We start from the raw sequence: 15,807 nt of genomic DNA on the forward strand, positions 1-15,807 counted from the left end.
CGGGGGCGGGGGCGGGGGCGGGGGCGGGGGCGGCTGGCAGCTGGCCGACGCCGGCGGGGACGCGGCGCTGCCGCTCTCCGCGGCCGCGCTGTCCCGGCCCGGCCTGTGGCGCCTGGTCGCCCTGTCGGGCGGCGCCCCGGTCCGGGTGTTCGGTGAGTGCGGCCATCAGGGGTTCACTCCTCTGGCGGCATGGCCCGAGGGGCCGGGCGAGGTGGTGCCGCTGTGCTGAGCGGCGCGCTCACGCCCGTTCCCGCACCCCCGGGCATCTTTCGGACATCACTGGACACTCGGTGCTCGTGAGTGTCCGGCCGCACCGGGACCCCCGTCGGAAAGGAAGCTCATGAGCAGGACGACCGCCGCCGCGGACGCGTTTCCTCCGGGTGACTGGGAGGAACTGGTGACCACGGCCATGCTGGGCACGGACCGGCGCGCACCGGCGGGTGCCGGGCCCAGCCCGGGAGGGCCGTCGGCCCTGCTGGACGCCGCGGCCGCGGCGACCGTCCGGCGGCGGGCCGGACTGCGGCCGGCCCGGGCCGCGGAGCGTCCGGAACCAGCCCCCGCGGACCCGCGCCCCGTGCTTCCGGCAGCCGCGGTCCGTCGGCTGGCGACGCTGCTCACCGACCGTCCCGGCACCTCCGGCGGCGGCCGCCGGGGCACGGCACCGGATCTCATGGAGCTGCTGCCCCAGTGGCTGGCGGCGGCGAACGCCCGCGGTTTCGCGCCGCCTCCCGCCGTCCTGCCCGCCCTGCTCGACGCCGCGCGGGGGCGTACGGACCTGCGTCCGGCGGGGCTGCGGTTCGCGGGGCCGCGCGCGCTGTGGCTGGCCCGGCTCAACCCGGACTGGCGCTTCGCCCTGCGTGCCGTACCGGGCGGCGCACCCGAGCTCTCACCACAGGACGGGGACGGGGTGCGGCGGCTCTGGCAGGAGGGTCTCTTCGCCGAGCGGGTCGCCCTCCTCACCGCCCTGCGCTCCCGGGAACCGGCCGCCGCGCGTGAACTGCTCGCGGCGACCTGGTCCACGGAGCGGGCCGAGGACCGGCTGATGTTCCTCGACTCCCTGCGCGACGGGATCGGTCCGGACGACGAGACCTTTTTGGAACAGGCCCTGGCCGACCGCAGCCGCACCGTACGGGCGACCGCGGCCGAGTTGCTGTCCGCGCTGCCCGGCTCGGCCCTGGCGCAACGGATGGCGGTCAGAGCCGGCGCGTGCGTGGCCGTGGACCGTACACGGGACATACCGGCGATCACCGTCGAGGCACCGCACGAGTGCGACGCGGGCATGGAACGCGACGGTGTGGTCGCCAAGGCCCCCGCGGGCCGGGGGGAACGGTCATGGTGGTTCGGCCAGTTGGTGGAGTCGGCCCCCCTCGGCAGCTGGTCGCGGCGGCTCGGCGGGCGTACACCCCGGGAGATCGTCGCCCTGCCGGTGGCGGACGGCTGGCAGAGCGAACTGCACGCGGCCTGGTGCCGGGCCGCGGTCCGGCAGCGGGACGCGGCCTGGTCCCGGGCGCTGCTCGGAGAGCCCTCCGCGCCGGAGGCGGGCGGGCCGGGCGCGGTGTCCCTGGCCGAACGCGCCCAGCTCCTCGGCCTGCTGGCCTCCGCCGAACGGGCGGAGTGGGTGGCCGGGTTCATCGAGAAGCACGGCCTGTCCGAGGCGTTTCAGCTGCTCGGGGTATGTGCTGTGCCCTGGGCGGCACCTGTCGGGCGGGCGGTGGTCGACGCGCTCAACATCGCGCGTGACGCGGGGAGTTATCCATGGAGTTTCAGCGGAGTCATGGGTCTGGCCGAACGCTGCCTGGATCCGTCCGAGGCCGCCCGCCTCGACGCGCTCCTGGCGGTACCGGACGAGCCGGAGGACGCGTCACCGGGAGCCGGGAGCTACTGGTCGGAGGCCTTCCAGCGGCTGGTCAGCACCTTGCGCCTGCGCGCCTCCATGCTCGCGGAGCTGACGCCGCCCGCCCCCTGACCTGCCTCGCCCCGCGGTCGAGGCCCCGCACCGACCGTCACGCCGGAACCCCCGCGGGACGTCGCGGCTCCCCCGGAAGCGGCTCCGCCGGGAGCGGGAGCCCCGGGGCGGCACGGGCGGGCGACGGGGGTCCCGTCACCCGAGCGGGGCAGGGAAGGAGGCGGACACGCCTTTGCGGGAGCCGGGCCGCGCACACTCCCGCCCCGCAGCGGCCCCGTGCTGGCGAGCACCGGGCTCCGGCCGCCGCTGTGCCGGGCCCGAGGCGTCGGACGGACGGCGCCCTACGCCTCCGCGGGCTGCCGGGCGTTCGCCCGCACCCAGTCCACGATCGAGGCGGTCGTCGCGCCCGGAGTGAAGATCTCCGCGACGCCCTTGTCCTTCAGCGGAGCGATGTCCGCCTCGGGGATGATGCCCCCGCCGAACACCAGGATGTCCGCCGCGTCCCGCTCGTTCAGCAGCTCGATGACCGCCGCGAACAGCGTGTTGTGCGCGCCGGAGAGGATGGACAGACCGATCGCGTCGGCGTCCTCCTGGATCGCGGTGTCGACGATCTGCTCGGGAGTCTGGTGAAGCCCGGTGTAGATCACCTCCATACCGGCGTCGCGCAGCGCACGCGCGATCACCTTCGCCCCGCGATCGTGGCCGTCGAGCCCCGGCTTGGCCACCACCACGCGGATCGGACCGGCTGCCACACCCATCACTGCCTCCATGAAGCGACTACATCCATCCGTATCGACCAGTACCGCACACATCGCACGGACACTCCGCCCCGAACCGGCCGGAGAAGTGAACGAACGTTATCTCCAGCATCCCGCAACCGGCAGTTTCACGGTGCACAGGGAGGGGGAAATCACACGGTGGGACACGTTCATCGCGCAGCGTTCCCGGGCTCCGAGGCCCGCACACCGCGTGCCCGTGCGACTCACGGGCATCAGTGGGAACATGCGCATAAGGGATTCGCACGGACATCGCCGTACCAGCGCGCTCCCTCCACGCTTCGCCCGCGCGCACGGTCGACCGCTCTCCTGGCGACATCCCATGAGGGCGCACGGGGGACGAGGCTGTCCTTCCGCGTGCCGACAGGAGGTCGGCCATGAAGGTCACCGAGGCAGCTCTTCCCTTCCTGCCGCTCTGCCGGCGTCTTCTGCCGGCCCGGCTGACGGATCTCTCCCTGACCCTGCTGAAGGCGACCGCCCTGGAGCTGGCGATCCTGGCGGGCCATGTGCTCCTCTATCCCGCGGGGATCATCCAGGAGCGGCGGGGCCCGGACCGTGCCGCGCTGCCCACCCCGGAGGGCACGGGCACCGCACAACTGCCCACGGAGGCCAAGCCCCCGGTCGTCCTGCTGCACGGCTTCATCGACAACCGGTCGGTCTTCGTCCTGCTGCGCCGCAGCCTGTCCCAACACGGCAGGCAGCAGATCGAGTCGCTCAACTACTCGCCGCTGACCTGCGACATCCGCATCGCGGCGGAACTGCTCGGCCGGCACATCGAGCAGGTGTGCGAGCGCACGGGCAGCCGCCAGGTGGACGTGGTCGGGCACAGCCTCGGCGGGCTGATCGCGCGGTACTACGTGCAGCGACTGGGCGGTGACACCCGCGTGCGGACGCTGGTCACACTCGGCACGCCGCATTCCGGGACGCGCGTGGCGCGGCTGGCCAACGCCCACCCCATCGTGCGCCAGATGCGCCCCGGCTCGCCGGTGCTCGAGGAGCTCGGCGGGCCGGCGCCCGGCTGCCGTACACACTTCGTGGCCTTCTGGAGCGACCTCGACCACATCATGGATCCGCTGGAGGCGGCGTGCGTGGAGCACCCGGACCTGACAGCGGTGAACGTCCGGGTGAGCGGGGTCGGCCATCTCGCCCTGCCCGTCCACCCGGCGGTGGCGACCGGCATCCGGCAGGCGCTGGACGCGGCACACGCCGGAGAGCCGACCACCGGTCGCGCCGGCGGCCTGACGGTGGCATAAGGGCGGCACGCCCGACACGCCCGGCATCCGCCCTCCGTGACAAGCGCACCACGGGCGCCCAGATCCGAACAACAACGGTCCGACACGGCCGACTTACGGCCGCCGAATCATCCAGACGGTCGAACACCCTTCGAACAAAATGCCAAGACCCCGCACGCCCTTCGCCAAAACACGACCGAATGCCCGTTTCCTGCGCGCGTGAAACCTCGGGAAGATTGTCGTGCCCGCATACCGCCGGGTACAGTCGCCGCACTGCTCTGGCAGCCCCTGTTGTCGAGGCGAAAGAGAAGTTGGTGAACGACCGTCACCCGTCGGGGACCATGGACCCGGCTCCGGCCTCCGATGCCGAAGCGGCGCCCTACGCGTCGTACGGCTCCCAGGAGGCCCAGTACGGCGATGTCACCACCTACGGCGGCTGTGACGCCACCGGTTTCGCCGCCACGCACTACGGCACCGGCGCCCACACCACCGGCAGTTTCGCCACCGACCCCCTCTTCGGTGACCTCCCCGGCAGCGGCCACGACACCGGCGCCTACGACTCCGGACAGTGGGCCGCGGGCAGCCAGGACACCGGGCACTACCACGGGTATGCGGCCACCTCGTACGACACCGGCGGCTACGACACGACCGCCTGGACCACGGGCGCCCAGCCGACGGCGGTGATCCCCCCGCAGGCCGGCTCGCCCGGGACGAGCGGCCAGTGGGACGCCGGTACCTGGCTCGCGTCGGAACAGGCCGAGAGCCCCGCCGACGGCACCCAGCAGTGGGGCTGGGGCACACAGACCTTCGACAGCGGCGTGTACGACGCCACCCAGTGGAACTCCGACGGCGGCGACGCGGCCCCCCAGGCCCCCGCGTCCGAGAGCTACGCGCCGCAGGCCGAGTCCTACGACCAGGACCCCTACGGCCGGCACACGTACGAGCACGAGACGTACGCCCAGGACACCTACGCACAGCACACCAGCGCCCACGAGGCCACCGGCGACGAACCGGCCCACGGCGAACCGGCTCACGGCGAACCCGCCGGCGGTGACCCGGCCGAGGATGCCCCGGCCGACACCGGTGAGCTGCCCGCCGTCTCCCTGCTCGACGAGCAGCAGGAGGCCCTTCCCGTCCCGCCGCCGCGCGCTGCCTCACGCTCCGGGTCCCGCTCCCGGCGCCGTATGCCCGCCAAGCGCTCCGCGCTGCTGACGGTGGCCGTGCCCTCGGCGTGTGTGATGGGCGTCGCCGGTATCGCGGCGGCCTCGGTCGGTGATCTGGCCGAGGACAGCGGCCAGGAGACGACGACGACCGCGGCCGACGCCCAGCCGGTGCAGCCGTCCGCCGCCAACGTCAAACTGGACACCCAGCTGGAGAGCCTCGCCGCGGGCGCGGACGACTTCGCCGACCGGGCCAGCCGTACCCAGGAGCGCATCGACCTCAAAGCGCAGCAGGAGGCCGAGCGCAAGGCGGCCGCCGAGGAGGCGGCCCGCAAGGAACGGCTGCGCCCGAAGTTCTCCCTCCCGGTCGCGCAGCACGGTCTCAGCGCCTACTACGGCCAGTCCGGCATCAACTGGATGTCCGTCCACACCGGTATCGACTTCCCCGTCGCGTACGGTTCCCCGGTGCTGGCCGCGACGGACGGAACGGTGCGTACGGAGTACAACTCCGCGTACGGCAACATGATGATCGTGACGGCGAAGGACGGTACGGAGACGTGGTACTGCCACCTCTCCACCTACCAGATTCCCTCCGGTGCGACCGTCAAGGCCGGCGACCAGATCGCGTTCTCCGGCAACTCGGGCAACTCCACCGGCCCGCACCTGCACTTCGAGGTGCGCCCCGGCGGAGGCTCGGCGATCGACCCGCTCGCCTGGCTGCGCAGCCACGGCCTCGAGCCGTCGTAGGACATCGCGAGGCGCCGCGGGACAGGAACAGGCGCGACAGCGAGCAGCACGGCACGGCCGGCTGACACCGTGGGCCGGCCCGCAAGCCCCTGACGGACTCGCGGGCTCAGGCCGCTCGGTGCTCGGTGCTCCGCTAGAGCTTCTCCACCGGCGCGTACCGCAGCAGCAGACGCTTGGGCTTGGTGTCCCCGAAGTCGATCGTGGCCTCGGCGTTCCCTCCGGTCCCCTTCACCGCGACCACCGTGCCGAGCCCGAACTGGTCGTGCGTGACCCGGTCGCCGACCGCGACCGACACCGCGGGCTTCTCCGCGGTCCGCCGGGTGGCGAACCCGGAGGCACCGGACGCCGACGAGCGCGAACGGGACGACGACAGCGAGGCCGCCACCCCCGACGCCGGACCGGACGAGACGGGCGCGACCGCCCCCGTCCGCTTCCACTCCAGATGGGCGGCCGGGATCTCCTCCAGGAAACGCGAGGGCGGGTTGTACGAGGGCTGGCCCCAGGCGCTGCGCAGCGTCGACCGGGTGAGGTACAGCCGCTCGCGCGCACGCGTGATGCCGACGTACGCCAGCCGCCGCTCCTCCTCCAGTTCCTTGGCCTGGCCGAGGGCGCGCATGTGCGGGAAGACGCCGTCCTCCATGCCGGTGAGGAAGACGACCGGGAACTCCAGCCCCTTGGCGGTGTGCAGGGTCATCAGGGTGATGACGCCGGAGCCGTCGTCGTCCTCGTCGGGGATCTGGTCGGAGTCGGCGACCAGGGCGACCTGCTCGAGGAAGTCGGACAGCCCGACCGACTCGCCCTCACCCCGCTCCTGCTCGAACTCCAGGGCGACGGCCGCGAGTTCCTGGAGGTTCTCGATCCGGGTCTCGTCCTGGGGGTCGGTGGATGCCTGCAACTCGGCGAGGTATCCGGTCCGTTCGAGAATCGCCTCCAGGACCGTGGCCGGACCCGCGCCGGACTCGACGACCGTGCGGAGGTCCTCCATCAGCGTGTTGAACCGCTTCACGGCGTTCGACGAGCGGGCGGCCATGCCGTAGGCCTCGTCGACGCGCTTCAGCGCCTGCGGGAAGCTGATCCTCTCGCGCTGGGAGAGGGCGTCGATCATGGCCTCCGCGCGGTCACCGATGCCCCGCTTGGGCACGTTGAGGATGCGGCGCAGCGGCACCGAGTCCTCGGGGTTGGCGAGCACCCGCAGATAGGCCAGGACGTCCCGGACCTCCTTGCGCTCGTAGAAGCGGACGCCGCCGACGACCTTGTAGGGCAGGCCCACGCGGATGAAGATCTCCTCGAACACACGGGACTGGGCGTTGGTCCGGTAGAAGACGGCGACGTCTCCCGCCCTGGCCTCGCCCGCGTCCGTGAGGCGGTCTATCTCGTCGGCGACGAACTGCGCCTCGTCGTGCTCGGTGTCGGCGACGTAGCCGGTGATCCGCGCGCCCGAGCCGGCGTTGGTCCACAGGTTCTTGGGCCGGCGCGACTCGTTGCGCTCGATGACCGCGTTGGCCGCGCTCAGGATGGTCTGTGTGGAGCGGTAGTTCTGCTCCAGCAGGATCGTGGTCGCGTCCGGGTAGTCCTCCTCGAACTGGAGGATGTTGCGGATGGTCGCGCCGCGGAAGGCGTAGATCGACTGGTCGGCGTCACCCACCACACACAGCTCCGCGGGCGGGACCTCGGCCTCCGGCGGCACGTCGACGGGGTGCTCCGAGGTGCCGACAAGCTCTCTGACCAGGGCGTACTGGGCGTGGTTGGTGTCCTGGTACTCGTCGACCAGAACATGCCGGAAGCGGCGGCGGTAGTGCTCGGCCACATCCGGGAAGGCTCGGAGCAGATGGACCGTCGTCATGATCAGGTCGTCGAAGTCGAGGGCGTTGGCCTCCCGCAACCGCGACTGGTAGAGCGCGTAGGCCTGAGCGACGGTCTTCTCGAAACCGTCGGCCGCCCGGGCGGCGAAGTCCTCCTCGTCGATCAGCTCGTTCTTCAGGTTGCTGATCTTGGCGCTGAAGGACTTCGGCGGGAAGCGCTTGGGGTCGAGGTCCAGGTCACGGCAGACCAGTGCCATCAGACGCTTGGAGTCGGCGGCGTCGTAGATCGAGAACGACGACGTGAAACCGAGCTTCTTGCTCTCGCGGCGCAGGATGCGCACGCACGCGCTGTGGAACGTCATGACCCACATGGCGCCCGCGCGCGGGCCGACGAGCTGCTCGACGCGCTCCTTCATCTCGCCCGCGGCCTTGTTGGTGAAGGTGATCGCGAGGATCTGGCCCGGGTGGACGTGCCGCTCGCCCAGCAGATGGGCGATGCGGTGGGTGAGCACACGGGTCTTGCCGGAACCCGCGCCCGCCACGATGAGCAGCGGGGAGCCGGAGTGCACGACGGCGGCGCGCTGGTTCTCGTTCAGCCCCTCCAGCAGCGTGGCGGCGTCGATCACCGGGCGGGGGGCGCCGTCGCGGTAGTAGGCGTCCCGGTCCGGCGGCGCGTCGAACTTCCCCCCGAACAGATCGTCCGGAACGGTCTCCGGAGCATGATCGTCCTCGGGGGGCGGCGGAGGTTCGTCCGCGGGGCCCCGCGGGGCCTGGAGGTCCGCCAGGAAGCTGTCGTCAAAGAGGCTGCTCATCGCTCTCCGAGTCTAGGGTGCCCCACCGACAACCCGGGCCCGCCCCGGGAACATCCCCCGTTCCCGGCATCCCCGAGCGCACGCACACCCTGCACGTCCGTCACCTCACCCTGAGTGACACGCCGGGGAAGGTCACAAAAATGTATCGGGCATATCACCCATCAACCTTCACAGACGCCACACCGGTTGGCTACGGTGCGGACAGGCCGCTCGTCCCCGCCGGCGAACCTCGCCGGACCGCGCGGCCTCCGCCGAGTCCGTCACTGTCCGCCGCGACAGCCGGAGCCGGGGACCCACCGAGACCACGGGGTGAATCGGCCCACTCCCTCGCGGAGCGGCCGTAGGGCAACCCTTCCGAACCACCCGCCCGAACCCTCCCCCAGCGCCTGAACGGCCTGGGCGGGACCCCCACCACCGACCCGGTAGGCGGAGTTCTTGGAAGGAGTCGCCTCCCTTGGCGTCGCACCGCAAGTCGCGCACCCCCGGCGCGCGCGTCGCAGGCATACGCACCCCGGCCCTGGCCACGGCCGCCCTCACCTCCGTCGCCCTGCTCTCCCAGACAGCGGGCGCCGTCCCCACGGACGACGACAAGCCGAGTCTGGAGGAGGTCGAGAAGAAGGTCGGCGATCTCTACCGCCAGGCCGAGTCGGCGACCGAGAAGTACAACGCGGCCAAGGAGAAGACGACCAAGCAGCGCAAGCACGTCGACACCCTCCTGGACGACGTGGCCAAGCGCACCCAGAAGCTCAACGACGCGCGTGAGGAACTGGGTTCCTACGCCGCCGCCCAGTACCGCACCGGCGCGGGCATGCCCGACACGGCGACCTTCCTGCTCGCGGACACACCGCAGGACGTCTTCGACCAGAGTCAGCTGATGGACCGGATGACCGGCCGTCAGAAGGTGGCGGTCGACGACTACGTCACCCAGCAGTCCGAGACGATGGAGAAGCGCCAGGAGGCCACGGAGAGCCTCGAGACGCTCACCGAGTCGCAGGGCGATCTGAAGACGGCCAAGGCCACCGTCCAGAAGAAGCTCACCGAAGCGCGCGAGCTGCTGTCGAAGCTGACCGCCGAGGAGAAGGCACGGCTGGCGGCGATCGAGAAGAAGAAGCAGCAAGAGGCCGCCCGCAAGGCCGCCGAACTCGCGCAGCAGCAGGCGGAGCAGGAGAGGGCCCGGGAAGAGGCCGCCGCTCAGCAGGAGGGCGGCAGCGGCACCTCGGGCGGCGCGGGGTCCTCCGGCTCGGCCACCACCACCCCGCCGTCATCCGACTCCTCGTACGCCACCAAGGCCGAGAAGGCCCTGGCGTTCGCCCGCGCGCAGATCGGCAAGCCGTACGTCTGGGGCGCCACCGGCCCCGGCTCCTACGACTGCTCCGGCCTCACCCAGGCCGCGTGGAAGGCCGCGGGCGTCGCCGTCCCACGCACCACCTACGACCAGGTCGACGCGGGCACGACGGTCCCCGTCTCCCAGGCCCAGCCCGGTGACCTGGTCTTCTTCTACGAGGACATCACCCACGTGGGCATCTACATCGGCAACGGCATGATGATCCACGCCCCCAAGCCCGGCACGTACGTCCGCGAGGAGTCGGTCTTCTACGACGGCGAGTCCTCGATCCACAGCGTCGTACGCCCCGCCTGACCACCGGGGCCCCGGCCCGACCGCCCGGCGGGGCGGTCACCGGGGCCCGTCCCGCAGCGGCTCAGGTCCACAGCACCGCGATGAAGACGTTCGCCACGGTCAGCAGTCCGACCAGGCCGAACAGGCCCTTGTCCACCTTCTCCTCGTCCCGCTTCACATAGACCAGGCCGAGGATCACGATCAGCAGGGCCAGCTTCACGCCGATCTTCACGTTGTCGACGGAGTAGTCCTGCGCCTGGTTGAGGCCGACCAGCACCATGCCGGTGACCAGCATCGTCAACGCGCCGTGCAGCATCGCGGGGCCGAAGCGGGCGGTGCCCTCGCCCATGGCCTTCATCTGGGTGAGGAAGCCGCCGAGCAGCGCCGCGATGCCGATGATGTGCAGACCGACGAAGAGGTGGAGGAGTGTGTCCATGGGGCCGGAGCCTAGCCACCCCCTTCCCCTAGCACTCCGGCACCCTCGGCCCGCCCGACTTCACCGGATCGGTCATCACCCAGAGTGAAGACGGCGGAGCCGGAACGACCCGGGTCACTTACGGTCACCCTTCGATCCGCTCGCGCCACTTCCGCACAACCCGTTACCCGGGCCACGCGGCGGGGCCTAGCGTCCTCCACCAGGTGACCGGCCTTCCATCGCCGCCCGTGCCAGGGGCGGCAGCCGGCCGCCACCGCCGAAAGGTCCGGCGGCGGACGGCTCCCCCGTACCTGCCGCCGCCGGACCCCCGAACGGCCCGCCGTTCGGGGCGGTCTCCGGAAAGGACGGACAGCCAGGTGGCAGCGCACCGCAGGTCCCGGAAGCGCTCGGCGGGCGGCCACACGGCCCGCACGGCCGCCGCCATCGCCCTCGCCGGCGCGGCCACCGCGACCGGACTCGACGGCCCTGCGCTCGCCGAACCGCAGTCGACGCCGGAGCGGGTCAGGGCCGATGTCGCGCAGCTCTACCGGGAGGCGGAGACCGCCACCGAGAAGTACAACGGCGCGAAGGAGAAGGCGGAGTCGGCCCAGCGGCGGCTGCACGATCTGCACGACGAGACGGCCCGCAGGAGGGACCGGCTCAACGACGCGCGGGACGCCCTGGGCCTGGTCGCGGCGGCACAGTACCGGGACGGCGGCCTGGACCCCGCCCTGCGGCTCCTCCTGTCCGAGGACCCGGACGGCTACCTGGACGGCACCGCCCTCGCCGAACGCGTGGGCAGCCGCCGGCAGGCGGAGGTGGGCCGCGTCCGCGGACAGCTCCGGGAGATCGAGCAGCTGCGCGGGGCGGCCCGCGTCGAGGTGAAGGCGCTGACGTCCCGCCGGGCCGAGATGAAGCGGCACCAGAAGACGATCACCGGCAAGCTGACCGCGGCCCGCCGACAGCTGTCCCGACTGGCACCCGAACAGCGGGACCCGGGCGCCGACCGCGCCGCGCGCTCGCCGTCGGCCCCCCGGGACGGCCTGACCGCCTCCCGGGCCCCCGGCACCCGCGCGGCGGAGGCCATCGCCTACGCCCACGAGAAGATCGGCAGCCCTTATGTCTGGGGGGCGACCGGTCCGGACGCCTTCGACTGCTCGGGCCTCGTCCAGGCCGCCTACCGCTCAGCCGGTGTCTCCCTCCCCCGCACCACCTACGCCCAGATCAACGCCGGCCGCCGCGTCGCACGCTCCGCACTTCTCCCCGGCGACCTCGTCTTCTTCTACCCCGGCATCAGCCACGTCGGGATCTACATCGGCGACGGGCAGATGATCCACGCCCCGAACCCCTCGGCCCCGGTCCGCGTGGCCCCCCTCGACGCGATGCCGTTCGCGGGGGCGACACGGGTGAGCTGACCGGCCCGCAGGAGGCCTCGGCTCACACCAGCCGCCGCGCCGTCGCCCAGCGGGTCAGTTCGTGGCGGTTGGAGAGCTGGAGTTTCCGCAGCACCGCCGAGACATGGGACTCGACCGTCTTCACCGAGATGAACAGCTGCTTGGCGATCTCCTTGTACGCGTACCCCCGGGCGATCAGCCGCAGCACCTCCCGCTCACGCTGGGTGAGGCGGTCGAGGTCCTCGTCGACCGGCGGGGCGTCGGTCGAGGCGAAGGCGTCCAGGACGAAACCGGCCAGGCGGGGGGAGAAGACGGCGTCCCCCTCCTGGACCCGGAAGATCGAGTCGACCAGGTCGGTGCCGGTGATCGTCTTGGTGACGTAGCCGCGGGCGCCACCGCGGATCACGCCGATCACGTCCTCCGCCGCGTCCGACACGGACAGGGCGAGGAACCGGACCGGCTGCTCGGTGTCGCCCATCAACGGGGCACAGCGGCGCAGCACTTCCACTCCGCCGCCGCCGGGCAGGTGCACGTCGAGAAGGACCACCTCGGGCCGGGTCGCGGTGATGACCGTGACCGCCTGATCGACGTCGGCGGCTTCGCCGATCACCTCGACGCCGGTCTGCTCGGTCTGTCCGATCTCGGCCTGGACCCCCGTACGGAACATACGGTGGTCGTCGACGAGGACGACCCGCACATGACGCCCGGCCGCACTCCCGGCCGCACTCCCGGCCTGTCCCGCGGGCTCGGGCCCCTGCCCCGCTTCCGTCGCCGCGTTCGCCTCGGTCGGCTCGCTCATGACGTTGTCTCCGCCCTCTCCATCTCCAGCTCGACCTCCGTGCCGCCGTCCGGCACCGCGCGCAGCCGCGCCGTGCCGCCGTTGCGCTCCATGCGGCCGATGATCGATTCTCTGACGCCCATACGGTCGGCGGGTATCGAGTCCAGGTCGAAGCCCGGACCGCGGTCCCGGACGGAGACGAAGACCGTCTTCCCCTCGACTTCGGCGTAGACCTGCACCGCGCCTCCCTCGCCACCGTACTTGGCCGCGTTGACCATCGCTTCCCGCGCTGCCTGCATCTGTGCGGCGGTCCTTTCGTCGAGCGGACAGTCGCCGACGACAACGACCTCGATGGGGACGCCGTGCTTGTCCTCGACCTCGGCCGCGTTGCGCTTCACGGCCTCGGCGAGGGTGGTGGGCTCGTCGTCCTCGTCCTTGCCGTTGCCCTCGGGCTTGTAGAGCCAGGCGCGCAGATCCCGCTCCTGGGCTCGGGCCAGACGGCGCACCTCGCCCGCGTGGTCCGCGTTGCGCTGGATCAGGGTGAGGGTGTGCAGTACCGAGTCATGGACGTGGGCGGCGACCTCGGCGCGCTCCTGCGCCCGGATACGCATCAGGCGCTCCTCGCTGAGGTCCTGCGTCATGCGCACGAGATAGGGGCCGGCCAGGAGGGCAATGCCCACCAGAACCGCGAGTGCCGCCTGGAGCACCGAGCCGAGGTGGCTGCCCGAGCCCCGCAGCACGAAGATGCCGGAGGCGCCCGCCGTCACCAGCAGCACACCGGCCACGGCCCGCAGCAGCGTGACCGTGCGCCGGCGTCGGCCGACCTCCATCCAGCGGGCCCGGCGCGCGTTGTCCGCCTGCCTCCACACCAGGGCGACACCCGCGCCGACCAGGACGGTCGGCCAGAGGTAGGCCTTGGCGCCGTCGGTCAGGTTCACACTGCTCACGAAGACCATGGCGACCACGACCATGAGGAGCAGGGCGACGATCTGTCCCTTGTCGGGTCTGCGGGTGACGAGTCTGCGCCTGCCGTCCGGCGCGGTCTCCGTCGCCACCGGTGAGAACGGCCGCTGCGCGTCCACCCCTCCCACGCCGAGCGGTACGAAGAACCAGAACGCGGCATAGAGCAGAGCGCCGAGGCCGTCGGCCATGAACAGGCCGACGAAGACGAGACGCACCCAGATCACGGGCAGCCCGAGGTGTCCGGCGAGCCCCCGCGCCACCCCACCGAGCCAGCGTCCGTCACTGCTGCGGTAGAGCTTGCGCGGCGGCCGCGGCTCGGCGAGTGGCGCTGCTGCGGCTTCCGACATGCCAACGATGGTCACACGGCAGGAATGCGGGAGCATCAGGGTCGGCCCCGGAAACGCCCCTGATCTCCGGACTCCGGGCCCTCGAACACTCCCCGGGCCCCTTCAGGGACCGATATCAGGGTCGGGCCAGGGTTGTTCCGGCTCCCACCACGACGGCTCGCCCGTCACCATGGACCCATGACCGATCACCAGCACGCCGCGACGGGGCCGGAGCCCGGTTCCGGCCCGCGCACGCCCCGGGGCACCGGGCCGCAGGACGCCGGGCCCGCCGCGGGCCCGGCGCGCGCGCAGCGGCGCGCGGGCGCGCCCGGGCAGAGCGGAGCGGCCACCATGCCGCCGGAACCGGGCGGCAGCGGACCCGCGGAGGCGGACCACCACTTCCGGCGGGACCGCCGGCACCAGATGCTGGGCGGGGTCTGCGCGGGGCTCGGCCGGCACTGCGACATGGACCCGGTGATCTTCCGCATCACCCTCGCGGTCCTGTCCGCCACCGGCGGCGTCGGTCTCATCTTCTACGGATTCGCCTGGCTCTTCGCCCCGTACGAGGACGAGGACGAGAACGAGATCCGCCGGCTGCTGACCGGCCGGGTCGACGGCCACACCCTGGCGGCCGTGCTGTTCGCCCTGGTCGGCTGTGGCGTCTTCCTCACCATGCTCAGCAATGACGGGGTGCTGAGCTTCGCCGTCATACTGTCCCTGCTGCTCGCCGGCGCCGGTTACTGGTCACGGCGGCGCGGCGCGCCCAGCCCCGACCACATCGCCGCCCAGGCCGCCGCCGACGCCCCGCCGGAGCCCCAGGCGCCGCCGGTTCCCGACGCCTTTCCGTCATGGTGGCGCGACCCCATCGTCAAGGACGGCACGCACGTCGGTGGCACCGGCTATCTGTGGGGTCCCCGGGACACCCGGGACCTGGACATCTCCGCCGCCATGAACATCGGCCTCGGCACCCGCACCCACGCCCGCGACAAGACCCGGGCGCCGGCCCAGGAACCGCCGAAGCGGCGCGGTCCCCGCGGCATCGGCGGCTGGGTCTTCCTGTCCGCCCTGCTCGCGGCCGGTCTCGGCACCGGCCTGACCTGGGAGGGGAGCCCTCTCGGCACCAGTGTGCAGACCGGTCTCGCCTGCGCGCTCGCCGTCTTCGGCGTCGGCGTGGCCGTCAGCGCGTTCCTCGGTCGCACCGGGGCGGGATCGATCGTCCTGGCGGTCCTCACCGCGGGCCTGCTGGCCGGCTCGACCGCGGTCCCCGAGAACATCCGCACCGACTGGGTGCGCACGACCTGGGAGCCCGCCTCGGCCGCGCAGCTGCGCCCCGCGTACGACCTGGGCGGAGGCGAGGGTGAACTGGACCTGTCCGCGATACGCGTCCCGGCCGACGAGACCGTCACGACGGAGGCCAATGTGGGCCTGGGCCGGATCCACGTGATCCTGCCCAGGGACGTGACCGTGAAGCTGAGCATCGATGTGGGCGTGGGTGACATCCAGTTGCCGGGCGACAAGCGGAAGGACGTGGACGTGGCACCGGGCAAGCGCGAGCAGGTGACCCTGGAACCGCCCGCGGGCACCGAGCCGGCGGGCACCCTCGATCTCGATCTCCATGTCGGCGTGGGACAGGCGGAGGTGAGCCGTGCTACGTCATGAGTTCCAGCCCGGCAGGCTGGTCGCCGGCTCGGCCCTCACCGTGGCCGCGGTGATCTACGCCGGGGACGCGGGCGGCGCCTGGGACACCCCGTGGTTCGTCATGATCCCCGTCGTGGTGGGCGGCCTCTGCCTGGCCGGCGCGGTGGGTTCGCTGACCGGTCTCGTGCGCCGCCGCAGACGCAGGGCGGACGGCACGGCCTGACACCGGGCCCGCGGAAG

12 protein-coding genes and 1 pseudogene are annotated in these 15,807 nt (G+C 72.2%); 8 read left to right on the top strand and 5 right to left on the bottom strand.

Annotated elements, in window-relative coordinates; all coding sequences use genetic code 11:
• Both HTV45_RS27710 and HTV45_RS27715 read left to right on the top strand, forming a co-directional pair.
• Positions 1-229, top strand: a pseudogene (locus HTV45_RS27710) (hypothetical protein); the annotation flags it as partial.
• A 111-nt stretch (positions 230-340) separates the two neighbouring features.
• Entirely contained in the window at positions 341-1,966 is a 1,626-nt protein-coding gene (locus HTV45_RS27715) for a DUF5691 domain-containing protein (RefSeq protein WP_215208637.1), read from the top strand.
• 281 nt (positions 1,967-2,247) lie between these two features.
• Here the strand turns inward: HTV45_RS27715 and HTV45_RS27720 are convergent, their stop codons facing one another.
• Complete coding sequence (locus HTV45_RS27720) at positions 2,248-2,664, bottom strand: cobalamin B12-binding domain-containing protein (protein WP_215208724.1); 417 nt, start codon at positions 2,662-2,664, stop codon at positions 2,248-2,250.
• A 395-nt stretch (positions 2,665-3,059) separates the two neighbouring features.
• Between HTV45_RS27720 and HTV45_RS27725 the strand changes: the two genes are divergently transcribed.
• Both HTV45_RS27725 and HTV45_RS27730 read left to right on the top strand, forming a co-directional pair.
• On the top strand, positions 3,060-3,935 hold the full coding sequence (locus HTV45_RS27725; RefSeq protein ID WP_215208638.1) for a triacylglycerol lipase: 876 nt from the start codon (positions 3,060-3,062) through the stop codon (positions 3,933-3,935).
• Positions 3,936-4,114: 179 nt separating this feature from the next.
• Positions 4,115-5,821 (top strand): M23 family metallopeptidase, encoded by a 1,707-nt coding sequence (locus tag HTV45_RS27730; protein ID WP_215208639.1) that lies wholly within the window; start codon positions 4,115-4,117, stop codon positions 5,819-5,821.
• Between the two features lie 133 nt (positions 5,822-5,954).
• On the opposite strand, the gene pcrA is transcribed toward HTV45_RS27730, so the two are convergent.
• Complete coding sequence (pcrA, locus tag HTV45_RS27735; RefSeq protein ID WP_215208640.1) at positions 5,955-8,435, bottom strand: DNA helicase PcrA; 2,481 nt, start codon at positions 8,433-8,435, stop codon at positions 5,955-5,957.
• A 454-nt stretch (positions 8,436-8,889) separates the two neighbouring features.
• Here pcrA and HTV45_RS27740 point away from each other — a divergent pair, with 454 nt between their 5' ends.
• Positions 8,890-10,074 (top strand): C40 family peptidase, encoded by a 1,185-nt coding sequence (locus HTV45_RS27740; RefSeq protein ID WP_215208641.1) that lies wholly within the window; start codon positions 8,890-8,892, stop codon positions 10,072-10,074.
• 61 nt (positions 10,075-10,135) lie between these two features.
• On the opposite strand, the gene HTV45_RS27745 is transcribed toward HTV45_RS27740, so the two are convergent.
• Positions 10,136-10,489: a hypothetical protein gene (locus tag HTV45_RS27745; protein WP_215208642.1), complete on the bottom strand. Its 354-nt coding sequence runs from the start codon at positions 10,487-10,489 to the stop codon at positions 10,136-10,138.
• Between the two features lie 356 nt (positions 10,490-10,845).
• Between HTV45_RS27745 and HTV45_RS27750 the strand changes: the two genes are divergently transcribed.
• A complete protein-coding gene (locus HTV45_RS27750) occupies positions 10,846-11,883 on the top strand; it encodes a C40 family peptidase (protein WP_215208643.1) in 1,038 nt (345 codons plus the stop codon).
• Positions 11,884-11,905: 22 nt separating this feature from the next.
• On the opposite strand, the gene HTV45_RS27755 is transcribed toward HTV45_RS27750, so the two are convergent.
• Together HTV45_RS27755 and HTV45_RS27760 are read right to left on the bottom strand one after the other, a co-directional pair.
• Positions 11,906-12,661 (bottom strand): response regulator transcription factor, encoded by a 756-nt coding sequence (locus HTV45_RS27755; RefSeq protein WP_215208644.1) that lies wholly within the window; start codon positions 12,659-12,661, stop codon positions 11,906-11,908.
• A complete protein-coding gene (locus HTV45_RS27760; RefSeq protein WP_215208645.1) occupies positions 12,658-13,950 on the bottom strand; it encodes an ATP-binding protein in 1,293 nt (430 codons plus the stop codon). Before HTV45_RS27760 ends, HTV45_RS27755 begins: the two co-directional genes overlap by 4 nt.
• A gap of 177 nt (positions 13,951-14,127) precedes the next feature.
• On the opposite strand from HTV45_RS27760, the gene HTV45_RS27765 reads away from it, so the two are divergent.
• The gene (locus tag HTV45_RS27765; RefSeq protein ID WP_215208646.1) at positions 14,128-15,588 is read left to right on the top strand and encodes a PspC domain-containing protein; all 1,461 of its coding nucleotides are present in this window, start codon (positions 14,128-14,130) and stop codon (positions 15,586-15,588) included.
• A complete protein-coding gene (locus HTV45_RS27770; protein ID WP_215208647.1) occupies positions 15,575-15,790 on the top strand; it encodes a hypothetical protein in 216 nt (71 codons plus the stop codon). Before HTV45_RS27765 ends, HTV45_RS27770 begins: the two co-directional genes overlap by 14 nt.
• Positions 15,791-15,807 lie beyond the last annotated feature (17 nt).

It is taken from the genome of Streptomyces sp. CHD11 (genome assembly GCF_018638295.1).
In the GTDB taxonomy this organism is placed as follows: domain Bacteria; phylum Actinomycetota; class Actinomycetes; order Streptomycetales; family Streptomycetaceae; genus Streptomyces.